At 71.8% G+C, this 19135-nt stretch carries 17 protein-coding genes; 6 read left to right on the forward strand and 11 right to left on the reverse strand.

All coding sequences use genetic code 11. The annotated features are described in order from the left end of the window. Positions 1–10: 10 nt before the first annotated feature. Positions 11–1156, reverse strand: a complete 1146-nt coding sequence (locus tag ADK57_RS02085) for an acyl-CoA dehydrogenase family protein (protein WP_053747574.1) — start codon at positions 1154–1156, stop codon at positions 11–13. A 136-nt stretch (positions 1157–1292) separates the two neighbouring features. Then, positions 1293–2207, reverse strand: a complete 915-nt coding sequence (locus tag ADK57_RS02090; protein WP_053747575.1) for an SDR family NAD(P)-dependent oxidoreductase — start codon at positions 2205–2207, stop codon at positions 1293–1295. 84 nt (positions 2208–2291) lie between these two features. Here ADK57_RS02090 and ADK57_RS02095 point away from each other — a divergent pair, with 84 nt between their 5' ends. Then, positions 2292–3218 carry a cyclase family protein gene (locus tag ADK57_RS02095; protein WP_053747576.1) on the forward strand — a complete coding sequence of 309 codons (927 nt, stop codon included), beginning with the start codon at positions 2292–2294 and terminating at the stop codon, positions 3216–3218. Between the two features lie 424 nt (positions 3219–3642). On the opposite strand, the gene ADK57_RS02100 is transcribed toward ADK57_RS02095, so the two are convergent. The 3 genes from ADK57_RS02100 to ADK57_RS02110 all read right to left on the reverse strand — a co-directional run bounded on the left by ADK57_RS02100 (position 3643) and on the right by ADK57_RS02110 (position 6642). Continuing rightward, entirely contained in the window at positions 3643–4104 is a 462-nt protein-coding gene (locus ADK57_RS02100; RefSeq protein ID WP_053747577.1) for an ATP-binding protein, read from the reverse strand. A 518-nt stretch (positions 4105–4622) separates the two neighbouring features. After that, the gene (locus tag ADK57_RS02105; protein ID WP_053747578.1) at positions 4623–5486 is read right to left on the reverse strand and encodes an acyl-CoA dehydrogenase family protein; all 864 of its coding nucleotides are present in this window, start codon (positions 5484–5486) and stop codon (positions 4623–4625) included. 1 nt (position 5487) lies between these two features. After that, positions 5488–6642: an acyl-CoA dehydrogenase gene (locus ADK57_RS02110; protein WP_053747579.1), complete on the reverse strand. Its 1155-nt coding sequence runs from the start codon at positions 6640–6642 to the stop codon at positions 5488–5490. 137 nt (positions 6643–6779) lie between these two features. On the opposite strand from ADK57_RS02110, the gene ADK57_RS02115 reads away from it, so the two are divergent. Then, positions 6780–8369, forward strand: coding sequence for a class I adenylate-forming enzyme family protein (locus ADK57_RS02115; RefSeq protein WP_053747580.1), 1590 nt, complete (start codon positions 6780–6782; stop codon positions 8367–8369). Here ADK57_RS02115 and ADK57_RS02120 read toward each other — a convergent pair. Then, positions 8348–8860 (reverse strand): EF-hand domain-containing protein, encoded by a 513-nt coding sequence (locus tag ADK57_RS02120; RefSeq protein ID WP_053747581.1) that lies wholly within the window; start codon positions 8858–8860, stop codon positions 8348–8350. The two genes, ADK57_RS02115 and ADK57_RS02120, sit on opposite strands and share 22 nt — an antisense overlap. A 159-nt stretch (positions 8861–9019) precedes the next feature. Next, complete coding sequence (locus ADK57_RS02125) at positions 9020–9400, reverse strand: STAS domain-containing protein (protein ID WP_053747582.1); 381 nt, start codon at positions 9398–9400, stop codon at positions 9020–9022. 349 nt (positions 9401–9749) lie between these two features. Here ADK57_RS02125 and ADK57_RS02130 point away from each other — a divergent pair, with 349 nt between their 5' ends. Next, positions 9750–10331 carry a sigma-70 family RNA polymerase sigma factor gene (locus ADK57_RS02130; protein ID WP_053747583.1) on the forward strand — a complete coding sequence of 194 codons (582 nt, stop codon included), beginning with the start codon at positions 9750–9752 and terminating at the stop codon, positions 10329–10331. Continuing rightward, entirely contained in the window at positions 10328–11731 is a 1404-nt protein-coding gene (locus ADK57_RS02135) for a maleylpyruvate isomerase N-terminal domain-containing protein (RefSeq protein ID WP_053747584.1), read from the forward strand. The genes ADK57_RS02130 and ADK57_RS02135 overlap by 4 nt, the downstream gene beginning before the upstream one ends. Positions 11732–11743: 12 nt before the next feature. Here ADK57_RS02135 and purU read toward each other — a convergent pair whose 3' ends face one another. Then, positions 11744–12625, reverse strand: a complete 882-nt coding sequence (gene purU, locus ADK57_RS02140; protein WP_053747585.1) for a formyltetrahydrofolate deformylase — start codon at positions 12623–12625, stop codon at positions 11744–11746. A 47-nt stretch (positions 12626–12672) separates the two neighbouring features. Further along, positions 12673–13173, reverse strand: coding sequence for an SCO4402 family protein (locus tag ADK57_RS02145; protein ID WP_053747586.1), 501 nt, complete (start codon positions 13171–13173; stop codon positions 12673–12675). 118 nt (positions 13174–13291) lie between these two features. Here ADK57_RS02145 and ADK57_RS02150 point away from each other — a divergent pair, with 118 nt between their 5' ends. Beyond that, positions 13292–14599, forward strand: coding sequence for an ABC transporter substrate-binding protein (locus ADK57_RS02150; RefSeq protein WP_053747646.1), 1308 nt, complete (start codon positions 13292–13294; stop codon positions 14597–14599). A gap of 40 nt (positions 14600–14639) precedes the next feature. On the opposite strand, the gene ADK57_RS02155 is transcribed toward ADK57_RS02150, so the two are convergent. Together ADK57_RS02155 and ADK57_RS02160 are read right to left on the reverse strand one after the other, a co-directional pair. Continuing rightward, a complete protein-coding gene (locus ADK57_RS02155) occupies positions 14640–16565 on the reverse strand; it encodes a hypothetical protein (protein ID WP_053747587.1) in 1926 nt (641 codons plus the stop codon). 224 nt (positions 16566–16789) lie between these two features. Further along, positions 16790–18175 carry a hypothetical protein gene (locus ADK57_RS02160; RefSeq protein WP_053747588.1) on the reverse strand — a complete coding sequence of 462 codons (1386 nt, stop codon included), beginning with the start codon at positions 18173–18175 and terminating at the stop codon, positions 16790–16792. A gap of 284 nt (positions 18176–18459) precedes the next feature. On the opposite strand from ADK57_RS02160, the gene ADK57_RS02165 reads away from it, so the two are divergent. Further along, complete coding sequence (locus ADK57_RS02165) at positions 18460–19122, forward strand: bifunctional DNA primase/polymerase (protein WP_107091458.1); 663 nt, start codon at positions 18460–18462, stop codon at positions 19120–19122. Positions 19123–19135: the final 13 nt, after the last annotated feature.

The following is a 19135-nucleotide window of genomic DNA, read 5'->3' on the forward strand; positions in this document are numbered from 1 at the left end:
CAGCCCCCTGTCAGCCCTTGGGTTCTCTCGGCAGACCGAGCACGCGCTCGGCGATGATCGTGCGCTGGATCTGGTCCGAGCCGCCGTAGATCGTGTCGGCCCGGGAGAACAGGAACAGGTGCTGGAACACGTCGAGTTCGTACGGCGCCGAGGCCGACCACCGCGCCGACCCGACCGTCCCGGCCGCGCCCCGCACCAGCATCGCCAGCTCCCCGAGCCGCTGATGCCAGCCGCTCCACAGCACCTTGGCCACACTGGGCGCACCCGCGTCACCCGAACTCCCCAGCGTGCGCAGGGCGTTCCAGCGCATCACGCGCAGCTCGGCCCACTGCCGCACGAGCCGTTCCCGTACGACGGGATCACGCACCGCACCGGTCTCGACGGCCGTCCGCACAACTGTCCCCAACTCCTCGGCGAACCCCACCTGTTGGGCGAGCGTCGAAACCCCCCGCTCGAAGCCGAGCAGGCTCATCGCGACCCGCCAGCCGCTGCCCTCGCCCCCGACGACGTGCTCCGCGCGCGCGTGTGCCCCGTCGAAGAAGACCTCGTTGAAATCGCTCGTGCCCGTCAGCTGCCGGATGGGCCGCACCTCGATCCGGCCGGGCTGGTCCATGGGGACGAGGAGGAAGGTGAGCCCGTGGTGGCGCCTGGATCCCGGTTCCGTGCGGGCGAGCACGAAGCACCAGTCCGCCTCGTGGGCGAGGGACGTCCAGATCTTCTGGCCGGTGATCCGGTATGCCCCGTCCGGCGTCCGTTCGGCCTTCGTACTCACCCCGGCCAGGTCCGAGCCCGCGCCGGGCTCGCTGTATCCCTGACACCACAGCTCCTCCCCTGCCGCGACCGGAGGCAGGAAGCGGGACCGCTGCTCGTCGGTGCCGTGAGCGAGGAGGGTGGGGGCGAGCAGGTTCTCGCCGATGTGGCCGGAGCGCGGGGGCGCGGCCGAGCGGGCGTACTCCTCGGCCCAGGCGACCTGCTGGGTGAGGGTGGCGGTCCGGTTGCCGTACCCGCCCTCGGACCAGCCGAGACCGATCCACCCGGCTTTGCCGAGGGTGCGTTCCCAGGTACGACGGTCCTCGGCACCCCCGGCGTGCGCCGCGAGCCACTCCCTCACCTCGGCCCGGAACGCCTCGTCGTCGCCGCTGAATCCAAAGTCCACAGGGCTCTCCTCTCAAGACCGGGCGAAGCCGGAAACCCGGGGGGCGCGGGGCTGCGTCGACATGCGGCTCCGCCGCGTGGGCGCGAGCAGCCCCCAGACGACCCGCAGCCTTGATTCGCCGGAACCTGCCGCGCTGCTAGGCGTTCGGCCGAGACCCATCCCGCGCCGCCCTCTCCATCCCCGCCACCCGCGAAAGCATCGGCATCGGATCCACCCCCACGGTCCCCGGCAGGAACTCCGCAATCCGCTCCGGCGTCCACGCCGCCCCCTCCGCATACGCGGCCCGCAACTCCCTGGGCTGGGCCCACACCGCGATCTTCGGCCCGGCGATCGTGTACACCTGCCCCGTGATCCCCTGCTCCCGAGCCTTCTGTGACAGCAGGTAGACGACCAGCGCGGCCACGTCCTCCGGCTCGCCGATCTCCGCCAGCTCCATGGGAACGTTCGCCGACATCCGCGTACGGGCCACGGGCGCCACCGCGTTGGCGGTCACCCCGTACTTGTGCAGGCCCAGCGCGGCGCTTCGCACCAGCGAGATGATCCCGCCCTTCGCCGCGCTGTAGTTGGCCTGGGACACCGAGCCCTGGTGGTTGCCGCTGGTGAACCCGATCAAGGTCCCGGCCCGCTGTTTCCGCATCACCGCCGACGCCGCCCGGAACACGGTGAAGGTGCCCTTGAGGTGGGTCGCCAGTACCGGGTCCCACTCCTCCTCGGACATGTTGAACAGCATCCGCTCGCGCAGGATCCCGGCGACGCACACCACCCCGTCGATCCGTCCGTACGACGACAGCGCCACGTCGACGACCCGCTGTCCGCCCGCCATCGTCGAGATGTCGTCGGCCACGGCGACCGCGTCGCCGCCCGCCGCCGTTATCTCCTTGACCACGGCCTCGGCGACCTCGCTCGTCGGAGAACCGCCGTCCATCGAGACGCCGTAGTCGTTGACGACGACCCGCGCCCCCTCGGCCGCGGCGCCCAGCGCCACCGCCCGGCCGATCCCCCGCCCGGCGCCCGTCACGGCGATCACCCTGCCTGCCAAGAAGTTCCCCACGCCGGCCCCTTCCCGCGGTTTCTGACGGACCGTTAGATTTTATGACCCGTCAGACAGTCGGAGACAAGCCCCGGGGAGGACCGGATGTCGCTGCCGGCCGAGTTCCACGACATCGCCAAGCGCGTGAACAACTGGGGCCGTTGGGGGGCGGACGACGAGATCGGCACGCTCAACCTGATCACCGACGAGGTCGTCCGCGAGGCCGCGACCTGCGTGCGGAGCGGGCGCCGGGTGCCTCTCGCGCTCCCCCTCCAGCAGGACGGCGTGCAGACCGGGCTGATGCCGGGCCGGGTCAACCCCCTGCACGCCATGGTGCAGATCAACCAGGAGATCTTCGGCCCGGGCACGGTGGCGTGCAGCGACGACGCCGTGACCATGGGCCTGCAGGCGGCCACCCACTGGGACGCGCTCACCCACGTCTCGCACTCGGGCCGGCTCTACAACGGCCGCCCGGCCGACACCATCACCCCGCACGGCGGCGCGGAGTTCAGCGGCATCGACAAGGCGCGGCACATCGTCTCGCGCGGGGTGCTGCTCGACGTGGCCCGAGCCCGCAACAAGGACCGGCTGGACGGTTCGCACGTCGTCACCCCCGAGGATCTGGAGGCCGCCGAGGAACTCGCCGGTACGCGCGTGCGTGCCGGTGACATCGTGCTCGTACGGACCGGCCAGGTCCAGGTGTATCTCGCGGGCGACAAGCAGGCGTACGGCCATCCGTCACCCGGCCTGTCGATCCGCACCCCGGAGTGGTTCCACGCGCGCGATGTCGCCGCGGTCGCGAACGACACCCTCACCTTTGAGATATTTCCGCCCGAGATCGAGGATCTGTGGCTGCCCGTGCACGCGCTCGACCTCGTGGAGATGGGGATGCTCCAGGGTCAGAACTGGAATCTCGAAAAGTTGTCCACAGCCTGTGGAGAAGAAAGCCGGTACACATTCCTGCTGTCGGCGATGCCCGAACCCTTCACGGGCGCGACGGGAACTCCGGTGGCACCCGTCGCGATTCTCTGAACCCGGGAGGACCGTCGGAAGGCGGCGCGCCCCGCTCGCCCCGAGCACGGCACCGCGCACCGCCATCCGACTCCGGCGTACCCTCCCCCACTCTCGCTCCGCACGAGCGGAGGGGGATCCCCATCGGCTCCTCTGGCCCTGAGGGAACCGACGCCGAATCACGACCCACACTCGCCGAGGGCTCCCGTCACCGAAACCCTCGTCGTCCCCTCGCGGTGAATCGCTGACCACAATCGTGATCAAATGGTCACGTGGCGTCAACACCCGTTCGGGGATTTATCACTTACACCCTGATTGTCGCGGGCGCGCACGGAAGCACGTCCCGGCGCACGGATTCGCCGCCCACGAGGAGATGACAGCGCTTCCCGCGACCGCGCACCGGGCCGCCGGCGTTTTCACCCGACTCCGGTCCACCGTGCGCCGGTCACACCGCTTCGAACGCCAGCCCCTCATACGCCGAAGCGCCGCCACCGTAGGTCGTGGCACCCTCCTGGGGCCCTGCACACCGGTCCAGTTCGCACCAGATGCGCTTGCCGACACCTTCGGGGCTCCAGCCCCAGCGGTCGGCGAGTCCGTCGACGAGGGCGAGGCCCCGGCCACCCGTCTCCTCGCCGTCCACGCATCGCGGTACGGGGGCGCACCCGCTGCGGTCGGCCACCTCCAGGCGCACCGTGGCCGACTCGGCCTCCACGGGCGGCAGGGACAGCCGCAGCACGGCCGGACAGCCGGTGTGCACCACGGCGTTGGTGACCAGCTCGGAGACGAGCAGGATCAGAGTCTCGGCGAGCGGTTCGTCGTCCTCTATGCCGGACACGGCGAGGCGCGAGCGGGCCCACTTCCGGGCTCGCCCCACCTCAGCGGGGTCGGGTCGGATCTCCAGCTGCACTTGAAGCACCTGCACCGCTCACACCATCCGAACCGGCGGACACATAGCCTCGCGCCTCACGAGGGCCACGATCGTAGCCATTTTTTGCATGGCCAGAACAATGGCCAGAGCCAGGGTCACGGAACGTGAATCCCGTATGAGACAGCATGGTTGACGTACAGTCACTCCAACAAGCGCTTCGGGCATATTCCAGCGCGAAGGAGTACCCGTGCGGCATACTGTGCGACGCTCGTCGTGGGAAGTCGAACAAGCAGAGGCCGACGGCCTTTCTGCCCTGCGAACAGCGGCGCGCACCGCCGGATCCGGAGCCGCCCCGAAGGCAACACCGGCATGGCTCGTGCTCGGAACCATTCGCATCTCACACAAGGTACCGGAGCGACACTCCGACTCCGGGACGTGACGAGTCACACCTAGGACACAACCCGATATCAACGCTCCGTGATTCCGGTATGCCACAATCCGCGACACTCGTCCGGGCCGCCTCGGAGATAGCCCAGCCCACCCCTGGTCTCCGGCTCTCAGTCCACCAGATCGGCCGCGAGAGCCTCCTCACTCTCCGTGTTCGCTCCACCACGTTGAGCCCGCACCCAGGCCCGCTTCAGATGCAGGTGCACCTCGCTCTCCCAGGTGAAGCCCATCCCGCCGTGCACCTGGAGACAGTCCCGGGTGCCGCGCACGGCGGCCTCGTCGGCGAGCAGCCGGGCCGCCGCGATGTCCAGCGGGTCGGCCGTGACGGCCGCCGCGTACACCGCGGCCCGGGCCACCTCCGCCCGTACCAGCATCTCGGCACACAGGTGTTTGACCGCCTGGAAGGCCCCGATCGGCTGCCCGAACTGCTCACGCGTCCGGGCGTGTTGCACGGCCAGCTCGCACGCGCGCGTGGCGGTGCCCAGCTGCTCGGCGGCGGTGAGGAGTACGGCGACGGGGTCCGGGGAGGTCACGGCGGCCACCCGGTGCAGCGGCGTCAGCGGATCCACCGACCGCAGCGGTACGGCACCGGACACCTCCCCCTGTACGACGTCCGCCTCGGCCAGCCACTCCACCAGCCCCCCGTCGACGGCGGTCACGACCACGTCCCCGGCCGCCGCCCCCGGCACGCTCCCCGCCGCGAGATGCGTGGCCACCAGCGGTCCGGGCAGCAGCACCCGCCCCGCCTCCTCGAAGGCCAACACCGCTTCGGCAAGCCCGAGTCCGACGCCGCCGTCGGCCTCCGGCAGCCGCAGCGCGAAGAACCCCGCCGCGCCGAGCTCCCGCCACAGCGCGCGGTCCAGTCCCGGCGCCGCCACGGCCGCCCGCAGCGCCTCGCGGTCGAAACGGCGCGCCAGCAGCTGCCGTACGCCGTCCCGCAGGGCCCGCTGGTCCTCGGTCAGTCGGAAACGCACGTCATCGCCCCTTCGGCAGCCCGAGGATCCGCTCGGCCACGATGTTCCGCTGGATCTGCGAGGTCCCGGCCGCGATGGTGTACGACAGGGACGAGAGCCTGTCGAGGGTCCACGGCCGGTCCAGGTCGAGACGGTCGGGGCCGAGGACGTCGGCGGCGGCGTCGTACAGCTCCTGGCGGGCCTGCGAGTACCGCAGCTTGAAGACCGAGGCCCCCACGCCGGGTACGCCGCCGCTCGCCTCCGCCTCGCTCACGTTCCACTGCGTCAGCCGCCACAGGGCGCGGAACTCGGCGTTCAGCCGGCCCAGCCGCCGCCGGAGCACCGGGTCGTCCCAGCTGCCGTTCTTCCGGGCCGTACGGGCGAGTTCGCCCAGCACGCGGCGGCAGGCGACCACCTCGCCCACGAAGGCCGTGCCGCGCTCGAAGGACAGCGTCACCATGGTCACACGCCAGCCGTCGTTCTCGTCGCCGACCCGGTTCGCGACGGGCACCCGCACCTCGTCCAGGAACACCTCGGCGAACTCGGCGGACCCGGCGAGGGTCCTGAGCGGCCGTACGGTGATCCCCGGGGAGTCCATCGGCAGGGCGAGCCAGGTGATGCCCCGGTGCTTCGGCGCGTGCGGGTCGGTCCGCACCAACAGCTCGCACCAGTCGGCGACTTCGGCGTGCGAGGTCCAGATCTTGGAACCGGTCACCACGTAGTCGTCGCCGTCCCGGCACGCGCGCGTGCGCAGCGCCGCGAGGTCGCTTCCGGCGTCCGGTTCGCTGAAGCCCTGGCACCAGACCTCCTCGCCGCGCAGCACGGGCGGCAGCCAGCGCGCCCGCTGCCCGGGCGTCCCCTCGGCGGCGATCGTCGGCCCGGCGTGCAGCAGCCCCACGAAGTTGGCGCCCACGTAGGGCGCGCCGGCCTTCTCGGTCTCCTCCAGGAAGATCAGATGCTGGGTCGGGGTGGCGCCCCGGCCGCCCGCGTCGACGGGCCAGTGGAGGCCGGCGTACCCGGCGTCGTGGAGCATGCGCTGCCAGCCGAGGTCGTAGGCGCGTCGTCCGGGCCAGTCGTCGGGCGACGGCTTCGGCGGCAGTGTGGGCAGCGCCTTCGCCAGCCACTCCCTCAACCGCGTCCGGAACTCCTGCTCTTCGGGCGAGTGGGCGAGATCCACCGGCGGCCTCCCCGGATCTGACGAACCATCAGACGTGACTGCGGGGAAGGCTAGCCCCGCACCCCTGGACCGACAAGGCACCGAGCCCTACGCTCTGCCCACCATCTGACTACCCGTCAGCTACACAGGGGGCCGTTGTGAACGACACCGCCCGTGCGCTCGGCGCATCCCGCACCCTCTGGGACCTGGTCTCCCGCCGCGCCGACCTCACCCCCGACCGCCCGGTCCTCCTCCAGGACGACCGTGCGCTGAGCTTCGGAGAGCTGCGCAATCGTGCCGAGCGGGTCGCGGCGGGCCTGCACGACCTCGGCGTACGCCCCGGCACGGTCGTCGCCTGGCAGCTGCCCACCCGTATCGAGACGGCTCTGCTGTCCTTCGCGCTGGCCCGTCTGGGCGCCGTACAGACCCCGGTCATCCCGTTCTACCGGGACCGCGAGGTCGCCTTCGCGCTGCGCGAGTCGAAGGCGGAGTACTTCGCGGTGCCGGGCGAGTGGCGCGGCTACGACCACACGGAGATGGCACGGCGGCTCGGCGCGAAGGGGATCATCGAGGCGTACGACCGCCTGCCCGACGGCGCCCCGAGCGTGCTGCCTCCGCCGCCCGCCGAGGGCACCTCGGTCCGCTGGATCTACTGGACCTCGGGCACGACCTCGTCCCCCAAGGGCGTACTGCACACGGACCGTTCGCTGATCGCGGGCGGCTCCTGCCTCGCGCACGCGCTACGGCCCTCCGCATCCGACATCGGCTCGATCGCCTTCCCGTACGCCCACATCGGCGGCCCCGACTACATGGTGATGCTGCTGCTGTACGGCTTCCCGGCGGTGATGTTCGAGCAGTTCGCGCTGCCGGACGCGCTGGAGGGGTACCGCAGGCACGGGGTGACGATGGCGGGCGGATCGACCGCCTTCTACTCGATGTTCCTCGCGGAGCAGCGCAAGCAGCCGGGCGTCCCGGTCATTCCCTCCCTGCGGCTGCTCGCGGGCGGCGGGGCTCCCAAGCCGCCGGAGGTGTACCACGCCGTCGTACGGGAGATGGGGGTGCAGCTGACCCACGGGTACGGCATGACCGAGGTGCCGATGATCACGATGGGGGCGCCGGACGACTCGGTGGACAACCTCGCGACGACGGAGGGGCGGCCGCCCGAGGAGATGGAGATACGGATCGTGGACGGCGAGGTGCGGCTGAAGGGGGAGGCCGTGTGCCGGGGATACCTGGATCCGTCCCAGACGGCGGAAGCCTTCGACGAGGAGGGGTTCCTGCGTACCGGGGACCTCGGACGTCTGACGGACACCGGCCATCTCGTCCTCACCGGCCGGCTCAAGGACGTCATCATCCGCAAGGGCGAGAACATCTCGGCGAAGGAGATCGAGGACCTGCTGCACCGTCATCCGGGCGTCGGGGACGTGGCGGTGATCGGGCTGCCGGACGCGGAGCGCGGAGAGCTGGTCTGTGCCGTGGTCGAGGCGGCGGAACAGCCGTCCGGTGCCTCCGGGGCCTCCGGGGCCTCCGGTGCCTCCGGGGCCTCCGGGGCCTCCGGGGCCTCCGGGGCCCAGGAGTTGACCCTGGACGCGGTGACGTCGTACCTGCGCGCGGAAGGACTGTCGACGCACAAGCTGCCGGAGCGGCTGGAGGTGGTGGACGCCCTTCCGCGGGGCGAGACGCTGCGGAAGGTGCTCAAGTACAAGCTCAGGGAGCGTTTCTCAGGTCACTCGGGGACGGTGAAGTAACGCGCGAAGGCGGTCACGATCTCGGTCTCGCCGACCTTGCCGTCGGCGTCCGTGTCGAGCGCGGTCGCGGCGGCCCGGGCGATGTCCTGGGGAACGCCCAGGATCCCGAGCACGCGCGCGGTGTCCTCGACGGTGGCCGCGCCGTCCCCGTCCGGGTCGGCTACCGCGAGCGCCGCGTGCAGGAAGGGGCGGGCGATCTCGGCGAAGCCCTCGGGGTTGTCACGCAGGCGCTTGACCGCACCGCCCACGAACTCCTCCCGGGTGATGCGCTGGTCGCCGTCCCGGTCCGCTATACCGGCCATGCCCTGCCAGAACGCCTCGGCACCGAGATACAGGGCCTGTCCCTTGTCGGACCGGGCCGCCGTGCCGAACTCCGTGAGCAGCGCCTTGGCCGCCACGTTGAAGTCCTCGCGGTCGATGTAGCCGTTGCCGTCCTGGTCGAAGGTGGCGAACCGGGCCGCGATCCGGCGCTCGTACTCGCTGCTGACCATGTCTCTTCGTGCCGCCTTACGTGACGTCGGGGTGCGAGGCCCTCCGCCTCCGCACGGAGCGTATGACGCGGAAGGCCCTCCGGGCGCGGGAAAGTGACGCTTGTGCCAAGACCGGGGGGATTTCGGGACAACGGTGTGGCAGAGCGACAGCCCCGGGCCTCAGGCCGACAGGGGGCCGGCCTCTTCGGTCACGGCCGAGTCGAGATCCGGATGGACGTCGAAGAGCCGACGGACGCCCAGCGCGCCGAGCACTCTGTTGACGTGGGAGCCGTCCTCCGCGCCCTTGGCCGGGAGGATCAGGCGGAGCCTGCCCTGACAGGAGCGGATGAGGCGGCGGGAGGCTATGAGAACGCCCACGCCGCTGGAGTCGCAGAAGAAGACTTCGGAGAGGTCGAGGACGATGCTGTGGCCGCCCTCGGCGACCACGTCGTGCACCCGCTGACGCAGCACCGGCGACGTCACCAGGTCCAGCTCGCCCGACACCTGGAGCACGGCCCACTCGCCCTGCCCACCGCCGGTCACATTGAACGCCACCACCATGCCCTTCGCTCGCCGGAAAGCAAACGGAAGCCATCCCTACGCTTCCTTGCAGCGCGGCTGCCCAGCGGCCGTTCCCTGAAACACAGGCCCAGAAACGGCAGCAAATCAAAAGAGGCTGGTTTCCGCCGTATTCGATCCTGTTCGATCGGGTCTGATCGGGCGGGGTTCGGGTAGGCGCCGTCTTCGAGGACAGTGCCCGTCGAGATCCACTACCACCTCGCGGCCCCGGGGGGCGCGCATTGGAACAAAGGGGCGTGCGGTTTCGGAGGTGCCGACTACATTCGAGGAGACGGTGGGCGCAGGCTTGACAGGGACACGAGCCGGGACACGGGCAGGCTGAGGGGGCCGCATGGCGAAGAAGGACGCACCGCCCCGCTGGGACCGCAAGATGCAGCAGCGGCTCGCACGCGGTGAGGCGGCCGCCCTCGGTGAGCTCTACGACCGCTTCGCCTCGCTCGTGCACGGCCTCGCCCATCGCGTCCTCGGCGACGAACGCGCCGCCGACGGCATCACCCGCGAGGTCTTCGCCCATGTCTGGGAGCACCCCGACACCTACGACCCCAAACAGGGCCCCCTGCGCTCCTGGGTCGCCGCCCTGACCCACCGCCTCGCCGTGCAGCGGCTGCGCGCCACCGAGACCGCCGCCCTGACCCGGGAGGGCCACGGCACCACCGAGGACCTGGAGCGCAAGGTCCGCCACGCCTCGGTCGCCGCCCGCGCCGACTACATCGTCCAGTCCATGCCCGTGCCCCTGCGGGCCGCCCTGGAGCTCGCCTACTTCCAGCGCCGCGACTACCGCCAGACCGCCGCCGACCTCGGCGTCACCGAGGACGAGGCCCGCCGCCGGCTCCGCCTCGGCCTGCAACTGCTCTCCACCGCCCACGACGCCGGAGCACCCGGGGCACCACCCGGATACGGGGGTGCGGCATGAGCGGGACGGGCCGCTTCGAGGCGTTCGGCGAGCACGGCGACGACGAGGGAGGGACAGGACAGGAAGGCCAGGAGGGGTACGACGGCTCCCACAAGCCCGACGACGACATGGGCGCCGACCTGAGCCACGACCAGGGCGGGCACGGCGGCCCCGCCGGCCCCGGCAACGGCCACACCCCCGACCCCGGCCCCGGCCTGCCACCCCTCATCCCCATGCCCCGCGCCTCCGTCGAGGACGGCGACCGGCCACTGCCCGCGCTGCAGGAGCCGCCCCCGCCCGCCCCGCCGCTCATCCTGGAGCACGCCGTCCTGAAGGCGCTCCTCGGGGCGTGGGCGCTCGCCGCCTGCTCGCCGGAGGAGACGCTGGCCGTCGAGGACCACCTCGGGGACTGCGGAAACTGCGCGGACGAGGCCCTGCGCCTGCGCGAGGCGGTCGGCCTGCTGCAGCGCCCGGAGAGCCTCGACCTGGACCCCGGCCTGCGCACCCGCGTCCTGGAGGGCTGCCTCGACCGGCGCCCGCCCCGCATTCCGGTGCCCGACTGGGCGACACCGTACGACGCCGAGACGGCTCGCCTGGACGCCCTGCTCCAGGACATAGGCGACGCCGAGTGGCACACGCCCGTGCGGCTGCGCTGGTTCGAGGCCGACGAGGCGACGAGCCGTCGTACGACGGTCGCCGGGGTCATCGCGCACCTGCTCACCGTCGACGGGCTGGTCGCGATCGCCCTCGGCCTCGACGACCCGCTGGGCGAGGTCACCGCCGACGCGCCGACACCCACCGCGCGGACCGAGGCGTACTGGCGGGCCTCGCACTTCCCGCCGACCCGGAAGGTCCGTGTGCCCTGGCGGGAGCAGAGCCACGACCTGGTGCGCACGGTGTCCTTCACCGGCGGCGGCCCCGGCCGGCTGGCCGTCCCGTACGGCGCCTTCGAACTGCCGCTGCACGACGCGATGCTGGACCGCGCCTTCGAGTGCTGGGTGCACGCGGAGGACATCGCCGAGGCGGTGGACTACCCGTACGGCCCGCCCTCGCCGCGCCATCTCAACCGCATGATCGACCTCGCGGCCCGCATGCTGCCCGCCGCACTGGCGGTACGACGCCGGACCGGGCTGGCCGCACCGGCCCCCGGCCGGCACCTGGTCCCGGTCGGCGAGCCCGGCCGCAGCCTGCGCCTGGAGATCGAGGGCCACGGCGGCGGCGAGTGGCTGATCCCCCTGGACTCCCCCGGCGCGGTGGGTTCCGCCGAGCACGAGGTCGCCCATGTCGCCCTGGACGGCGTGGAGTTCTGCCGACTGGCGGCGGGCCACGTGTCCCCGCAGGAGGCTGCCGCGGGGCAGCTGGGGGACCGGGAGGCGATCAAGGACGTGCTGTTCGCGGCGGCGTCACTGAGCCGGATGTGAGGCCCTCAGCCGTCAGGCGAACACGACCGTCCGGCGCCCGTTCAGCAGGATCCGCCGCTCCGCATGCCACTTCACCGCGCGCGCCAGCGCCTGGCACTCCACGTCACGGCCGATCGCGACGAGCTGGTCCGGCGTCACGTCGTGGCCGACGCGCTCGACCTCCTGCTCGATGATCGGGCCCTCGTCGAGGTCGGCGGTCACGTAGTGCGCGGTGGCACCGATCAGCTTCACACCGCGGGCGTGCGCCTGGTGGTACGGCTTCGCGCCCTTGAAGCTCGGCAGGAAGGAGTGGTGGATGTTGATGATGCGGCCGCTGAGCTGCTTGCACAGGTCGTCGGAGAGCACCTGCATGTAGCGGGCGAGGACGACCAGCTCGACGTTCTCCTCGCGCACCAGATCGAGGAGCCGCGCCTCGGCCTCCGCCTTCGTGTCCTTCGTCACCGGGATGTGGTGGAAGGGGATGTCGTAAGACCTCACGAGCTCGGCGAAGTCCGTGTGGTTGGACACCACGGCGGCGATCTCCACCGGCAGCGCGCCGATCCGGGCGCGGAAGAGCAGGTCGTTCAGGCAGTGCCCGAACTTGCTGACCATCAGCACGATGCGCATCTTGTCGTCGGCCCGGTTGATCTGCCAGTCCATGTGGAAGGCGTCACCGATCGCCGCGAAGCTGGCCCGCAGCTTGTCCACGGTCACCGGCGCCTCCGCCGAGAAGTGGACCCGCATGAAGAACAGTCCCGTGTCGTGGTCGCCGAACTGCTGACTGTCCTCGATGTTGCAGCCGGTCATGAAGAGGTAGCTCGACACGGCGTGCACGATGCCCTGCTTGTCGGGGCAGGAGAGGGTGAGGACGTACTGGTCGGCGGGAGCGGCGGCTCGGGTGGACTGGGCGTTCATGCAGGACAGGGTCCCATATCCGGCGCCCGGGCCGTCCTGCCGTCTCGCTACGCAGACCGCGTCAGGATCCGCAGCACCTCGAGCGTGCTCGGCGGCGCGTCCGGGTCCTCCCCGTCGGCCACCGCCAGCCGTACGTGCGCGTCACGCGCCGCACGGACCGCGTCCGGCCACCCCTGGTGGTCGACGTACACGGAGACCGGGGCGTCCGGCCCGACCTGGTGCATGATCCGCAGCACGCGCAGGACGGCGGTGTCGACGAGGGCCGCCTCCTGGGAGTCCCGGAAGATCGTGCCGACGTACTTCTCGGCGGACCAGTTGTCCAGCCAGGTGTCCTCGACCAGGCGGTAGACGGCGTCGGTGACGTCCCCGTACCCGTCGACACCGGCCAGCCAGACGTTCTGCTGGAACACCGGATCGGAGAGCATGTGCAGCGCGGAGCGCACATTGCTGCGCCAGCGCCACCACGGCATGTCGTTCTGTGGCATGCCGCCCATGGTGGACGAGCGACGGCCGTGACGGGAAGAGTTCTCCGAACCTTGCACGGTCATCGATCGTACGTTCCTCGCCTCAGGCGCCTCACCGGCCCCCCGCTGTTCACCCGCACGTCACCACGTCATAACCAAGGGTCACTCCCGGGTTAGCGGTGTGACGAAAGCGTGTGTGTCCATGACCGGCAGGCGACGCATCCGCAGTACCTTCCTCCCCCCTTTCAACCGGCCCGCCAGAGCCACGGCTCTCGCCGCGGGGGCACTGGTGGCGTTCGCGTCACTGACGGCCGGTTGCGGGGTCGTTCCCGGTGCCACGGGGGGCTCCGGGGACGACCCGATCAAGGTGATGACCTGGGCCCCGCAGGACACCGGTGCGACCAACAAACCCGGCATGCCCGCCTTCGCCCAGGCGTACGCCCGCTGGATCAACGCCCAGGGCGGTATCAACGGCCGCAAGCTCACCGTACTGACCTGCAACGACCACAACGACAGCGTGGCCGCGGCGAAGTGCGCCCGGCGCGCGGTCAAGGAGGGCGTCGTCGCGGTCGTCGGCTCCTACAGCCAGTACAGCGACTCCTTCTTCCCGCCCCTTGAGGGCTCGGGCATCCCCTACATAGGCGGCTACGGCGTCACCACCGACGAGTTCACCAGCCCGCTCTCCTACCCCGTCAACGGCGGCGCCCCCACCCTCCTGGCCGGCCTCGGCAAGGCCCTCGCCCCGAGCTGCGGCCCCGTGGCCCTCGTACGGCCCGACACCATCGCCGGCGACGAACTGCCCGTGCTGCTCGACTCCGGCCTGACGGCGGGCGGGCACGCGACCGCGGCGGACCTGCGGGCCGCGGAGGACGCCACCGAGTACTCGGAGCAGTCGGAGGCGGCACTGAAGAACACCACCGGCGACTCGGTGAAGAAGGGGTGCGTCGTCCCCTCGATCGGCGACCGCACCGGCACCTTCATGGACTCCTTCCGCCGCGCCCGCGAGGAATACCCGGAGGTACGCACCGGCACCGTCCTCGGCAGCGTCGACCAGACGGTGATCGACGCCTCCGGCGGGCGCTCCGGGCCGTACGAGGGGTCTTACATCACCGGCTGGTACCCGGTGGAGACCGACGCCCGCTGGGACGCGATGAAGAAGGTCATCAGCGAGAAGGCCTTCGGCGACAACCGGATCGACCCCGCGGACGCCGGGGTGCAGACGACCTGGATCGCCTACACGGTGTTCAAGGCGGCCGTCGAGTCCCTGGGCGACGGAGAGGTGAGCGCCGACTCCGTGCGCCGGGCCCTGGACGACGGGCTCAAGGTCTCGACGGGCGGTCTGACGCCGACGCTCCGCTGGGAGTTCCAGGCCGAACTCGCCTCCGTCGGCTTCCCTCGCCTGGTCAACACCGACGTGACCCTGCAAGTCGTGCGGGGCGGGCGGCTGGTGTCGGCGAAGAAGGGCTTCACCGACGTGACGAGCACGCTGAAGAACGCGAACCTGGGCTGAGGGGCCCGGGCCGGGCAGGCCCCTCAGCCGCGGGTCCGGGTCACAGCTGGGTCGGCTGGCGCTCCGTCAGGCCGTACTGCTTCGCGATCGCGTTCCACAGCTGGGCGGCCTTGGTCTTCTCGGTGCTGGCGGTGCCGCTCGCCCGGTTGCCGGCCTGGGTCTGGGCGGTGGTGCGCGCCTGCCCCTTCCTGCAGCCCTTCTTGCCGGCCGTCTGGTCGGCCCACGCCGCATAGTGGGTGTCGGCCGCCGCGGACGCCTTCCACGCCTTGGTGAGGGCGTCGGTCAGCGCGGCATGGTCGGGCAGCTGGTCGACCGTGAGGCCGGAGAGCCGGGTGACCAGGTCGGTGCGCTGCTGGGCCGCGGCCCGCAGGTCCTTGGCCGCCTGGCCGAGGTTCTTGCAGGACTTCACATTGGCCACCGCGCTGATCACCGAGGAACGGCTGTCACCGCTGTCCGCCAGCAACTTGTCCAGCGCGACGGCCTGCTCCTCGACCGGGTCCGCCGACGGCGAGGCCGATCCATCGGTCGCGGGGGCGGTCGCGGACACGGTCTGGTTCTTGTCGCCCTGGTCGTCGCCGCCACCACCGGCGAGCAGCGCGCCCGCGCCGATACCGAGGACGGCGATGCCGATCCCGACGGCGGCGATCAGCGGAACCCTGGAGCCGGCACGGCCGCCTCGCCTGCCGCCGTCATCGTCGTCGTACGCATGGGCCTGGGGCGGGCCGGCGTACGGCGGCTGCGCGGACTGCCCGTACGGCGGCTGGGCGCCGGGCTGCTCGAAACGCGGCAGCTGCTGTGTCGCCCCGGCCGGGGCCGCGCCGCCCGGGCCGCTGCGGAAGAGGTTGTCGAACTCGGCGGGCGGCTGCCGGTCCCCGCCCGCCTGCCCGGGCACGGGCGGAATGTACTGGGTGGCCTCGGCGTCGGGACCGGACGCGGGCGGCAGCGGCCCTGCGGCGGGCATCGGTCCGGCGGCGGGCATCGCCCCTGGAGGGGACTGAGGCCCTGCTCCTGCGGCCCGTGGGCCGCCCTGCGGGGGCCGGCCCAGGAACTGCGTCGACTCACCGGGCGACTCGGCATGCACCTCGGGCGGCAACGCCCCGGGCCCCACCGGCGGGATGTACTGCGTCGCCCCCTCGTCGGCGGCGGGCGCGACGGGCGGTATGTACTGGGTGGCGCCCTCGTCGACGGGCGGCAGGGGGGCGGCGTGACCGCCACCGCCGTGCACCACGGGCGGCGGGGGCGTGTTCCGGCCGCCGTGCCCCTGGGCCGGGAGGGCGGCGTTCGGGGCGCCGCCCTGCCCCGCGCCGGCGCCGGGAGCGCCGTAGGGGCCGTCGGGCGGCAAGGAGGCGCCCTGGGCGGGCGGGAGAGGCGCTCCGGCGGCAGGGGAGCCGTAGGCGTCGGCGGGCGGCAGGGAAGCGCCCTGGCCGCTGTCGTGCCCGGCGACCGGAGAGCCGTAGGCGTCGGCGCCCGCCGAGCCGTACCGGCCTGGGGGCGGTGCGGGAGAGCCGTACGCGTCGGGGCCGTACGTCTGTGTTCCCTCCGGCGGCAGGTTGCCGCCCGGCGTGCCCCAGGACGGGTCGGGGGTGCCCCACGACTGGTCGGGCGTGCTCGGCCAGCCCTGGCCCGGCGGCGGGGCCGGGGCCTGGTGCTGGTCGGGGCCCCACGGCGTGCCCCATGCCTGGCCGCCGGCCGGGCCGGATGCCGGGCCGGACGGCGAGCCGGGCGTCGGCGCGTGGTGACCGGCACCGGCCTGCGGACCGCCATAGCCGCCCTGGCTGTCATAGCCGCCCTGGCTGTCGTAGCCGCTCTGACCGCCGTAGCCGCCCTGACCGCCGCCGTATTCGCCGTTTCCGCCGTAGGCGCCCGTCATTCCCGGCAGCAGGGGCTCCCCGCCGTCGGAGGGCAGCACGATGCCTTCGCGCGCCTCGCGCGGCGAGGGCTCCTCGCCCTGTCCACTCTGCGTCACCGGGACTCCTACGAATGGGGGAACTTCGGAATCGTCGGCTCACGCTACCGGGTCCCCTGAGCCGGGTGCCACGCAGCTCATGACGTGACCTGCGTCCCTGTGACCGCAGTAACAGATCACCATGCGCGCGGTGACAGAACCGGTCCCCCATCCGCTCTACATGGCCTCCTTCCGCCTCCGGCGCCGTCGTTTTCCTGCCGTTCACGCTCTCTTGGCCCGGGCTTTCACGCCGCCGCCTGAAGGTCGAGGCGGGCGCCGAACTCCCTTACCACCGGCTCGTCCCGGTACGGCTCCAGGCGTTGCTGGAAGTCGTCCAGGTACTCGGCACCCCGGTTGGAGCGGAGCGTCTCCAGCAACTCCACCGCTTTCAGGCCGGTGTTGCAGGCCTGTTCCACCTCGCGCTGCTGCACCTGCGCGGAGGCCAGCAGCACATAGCCGATGGCCCTGCGCCGGGCCCGCGACTCGGGGTGCCCGTCCAGCGACTCCTGCGCGCACCGCGCCGCCGCCTCGGCCTGCCCCAGGTCCCGGTGGCAGTGCGCCAACTCGTCGGCGAGATAGGCCTCGTCGAAGTGCGCGATCCACGCCGGGTCGTCCCCCGCGGACGGGTCCGCCTGCTCCAGCGCGCTCACCGCACGCCCGGACGCCACCTGGGCCGACCGCGCGTCGCCCATCAACGCGTGCCCTCGCGCCTCCGCCGCATGGAACATCGACTCCGCACGCGGAGTGACGCGCCCGCGCGCGCCCTCCTGCGCCGCCCGCGCCAACTGCGCGATCTCACGCGGGTTTCCGAGCTGTGCGGCGAGGTGGCTCATGGAGGCGGCGAGGACGTACCCGCCGTAGCCGCGGTCGCCCGCCGCCTGCGCGAGCCGCAGGGCCTGGATGTAGTAGCGCTGGGCGAGGCCGGGTTGACCGGTGTCGACGGCCATGTAGCCCGCGAGTTCCGTCAGTCGGGCCACCGCGGCGAACAGGTCGCGGCCGACCGCCTCACGGTAGGAGCCCGCCAGCAGCCCGGACACGACACTGTTGAGGTAGTGCACGACGACCGGGCGTACGTGCCCGCTGCCGTACTGGTGGTCCAGGTCGCACAGTGCCTGGGTCATCGCGCGGACCGCCGCCACGTCGGACTGCCCCACCCGCGGCCCCGCCGCACGGGCCACCTGCGAGTCGGGCGAGGAGATCAGCCAGTCCCGGCTCGGTTCGACCAGCGCGGACGCGGCCACGGAGGAGCCGGACAGGAAGTCCCGGCGGCCCACGTCACTGCGCCACAGCTCACACACCTGCTCGATGGCTCCCAGCACCGTCGGCGAGAACTGGAGGCCGACGCCCGAGGCGAGGTTCTTGCCGTTGGCCATGCCGATCTCGTCGATCGTGACCGTACGGCCGAGTTTGCGGCCGAGCGCCTCCGCGATGATCGCCGGGGCGCGGCCGCGTGGCTGCTGTCCGCGCAGCCAGCGCGCCACGGACGTCTTGTCGTACCGCAGGTCGAGACCGTGCTCGGCGCCGCACATGTTGACCCGGCGGGCGAGCCCCGCGTTGGAGCAACCCGCTTCCTGGATGAGCGCCTGCAGCCGTTCGTTCGGCTGCCGCGCGACGAGAGGCCTTGCGGCCATGGCGTACCCCCTGTGGCTGCGGTGCCTGCCCACGCACCGAGTTGACGTGTCTTCCACCGAAAAGATCCGGCCGTGAAGATCAATGCCCCGCCGACACAGCGAAAATGCGAGGCATGCGAGGATTGCCGGGGTAAAGGCGGATGCCGCCCCCATACCTGGCTACCCAACTCACGCTTCGCCTCCTCCTGCGCGCCCCCACACGTGCATCCATGCGCCCCAAATGCGGAATCGATGCTCCTCCCCCGCGCGCGCTACGCCCGTAACCCGAGGTGGACGCGGGAGTTGTGTTCAGCGTGGAAGAGACGATCGCGGGCACCGAAGCCGCTCAGATTCCGAAGCAGCGCGGGGAATCGCTGCTGGATGCAGCCGTACGCTACGCCGAGGAGCGCCACTGGGACGTCTTCCCCGGCACCTGGCTGGAAGCCGTCGACGGGGTGCAGCGCTGCTCGTGCGGCGACGCCGTGTGCGCCGCACCCGGCGCGCACCCGGCGCGTGCGGACTGGGAGACGCAGGCGACCGGCAGTGCGACCGTTGCCCGCCGGATGTGGCAGAAACAGCCGAGCGCTTCGATCCTGTTGCCGACGGGGCGTACGTTCGACGCGATCGACGTGCCGGAGACCGCGGGTTTTCTCGCGCTGGCGCGGATGGAGCGGATGGAGCTGACGCTGGGCCCGGTCACCCTCACTCCTGACCGGCGGATGCAGTTCTTCGTGCTGCCCGGTGCTTGCGTGAAGATGCCCGAACTCGTACGGAAGCTCGGCTGGTCACCGTCCTTGCTCGATCTGACGGCGCTCGGCGAAGGGGCGTACGTGGCGGCGCCGCCCAGTCGGTTCGGGACACGGGGGGCCGTGCAGTGGGCCTGCCGGCCCACCCCCGCCAACCGCTGGCTTCCCGACGCGGAGGAGTTGATCTCGCCGCTGGCCTATGCGTGTGGGCGGGATCGGTAGTTCGCGGAGGCAC

This window comes from Streptomyces sp. MMG1533, from assembly GCF_001279775.1.
Taxonomy (GTDB): domain Bacteria; phylum Actinomycetota; class Actinomycetes; order Streptomycetales; family Streptomycetaceae; genus Streptomyces.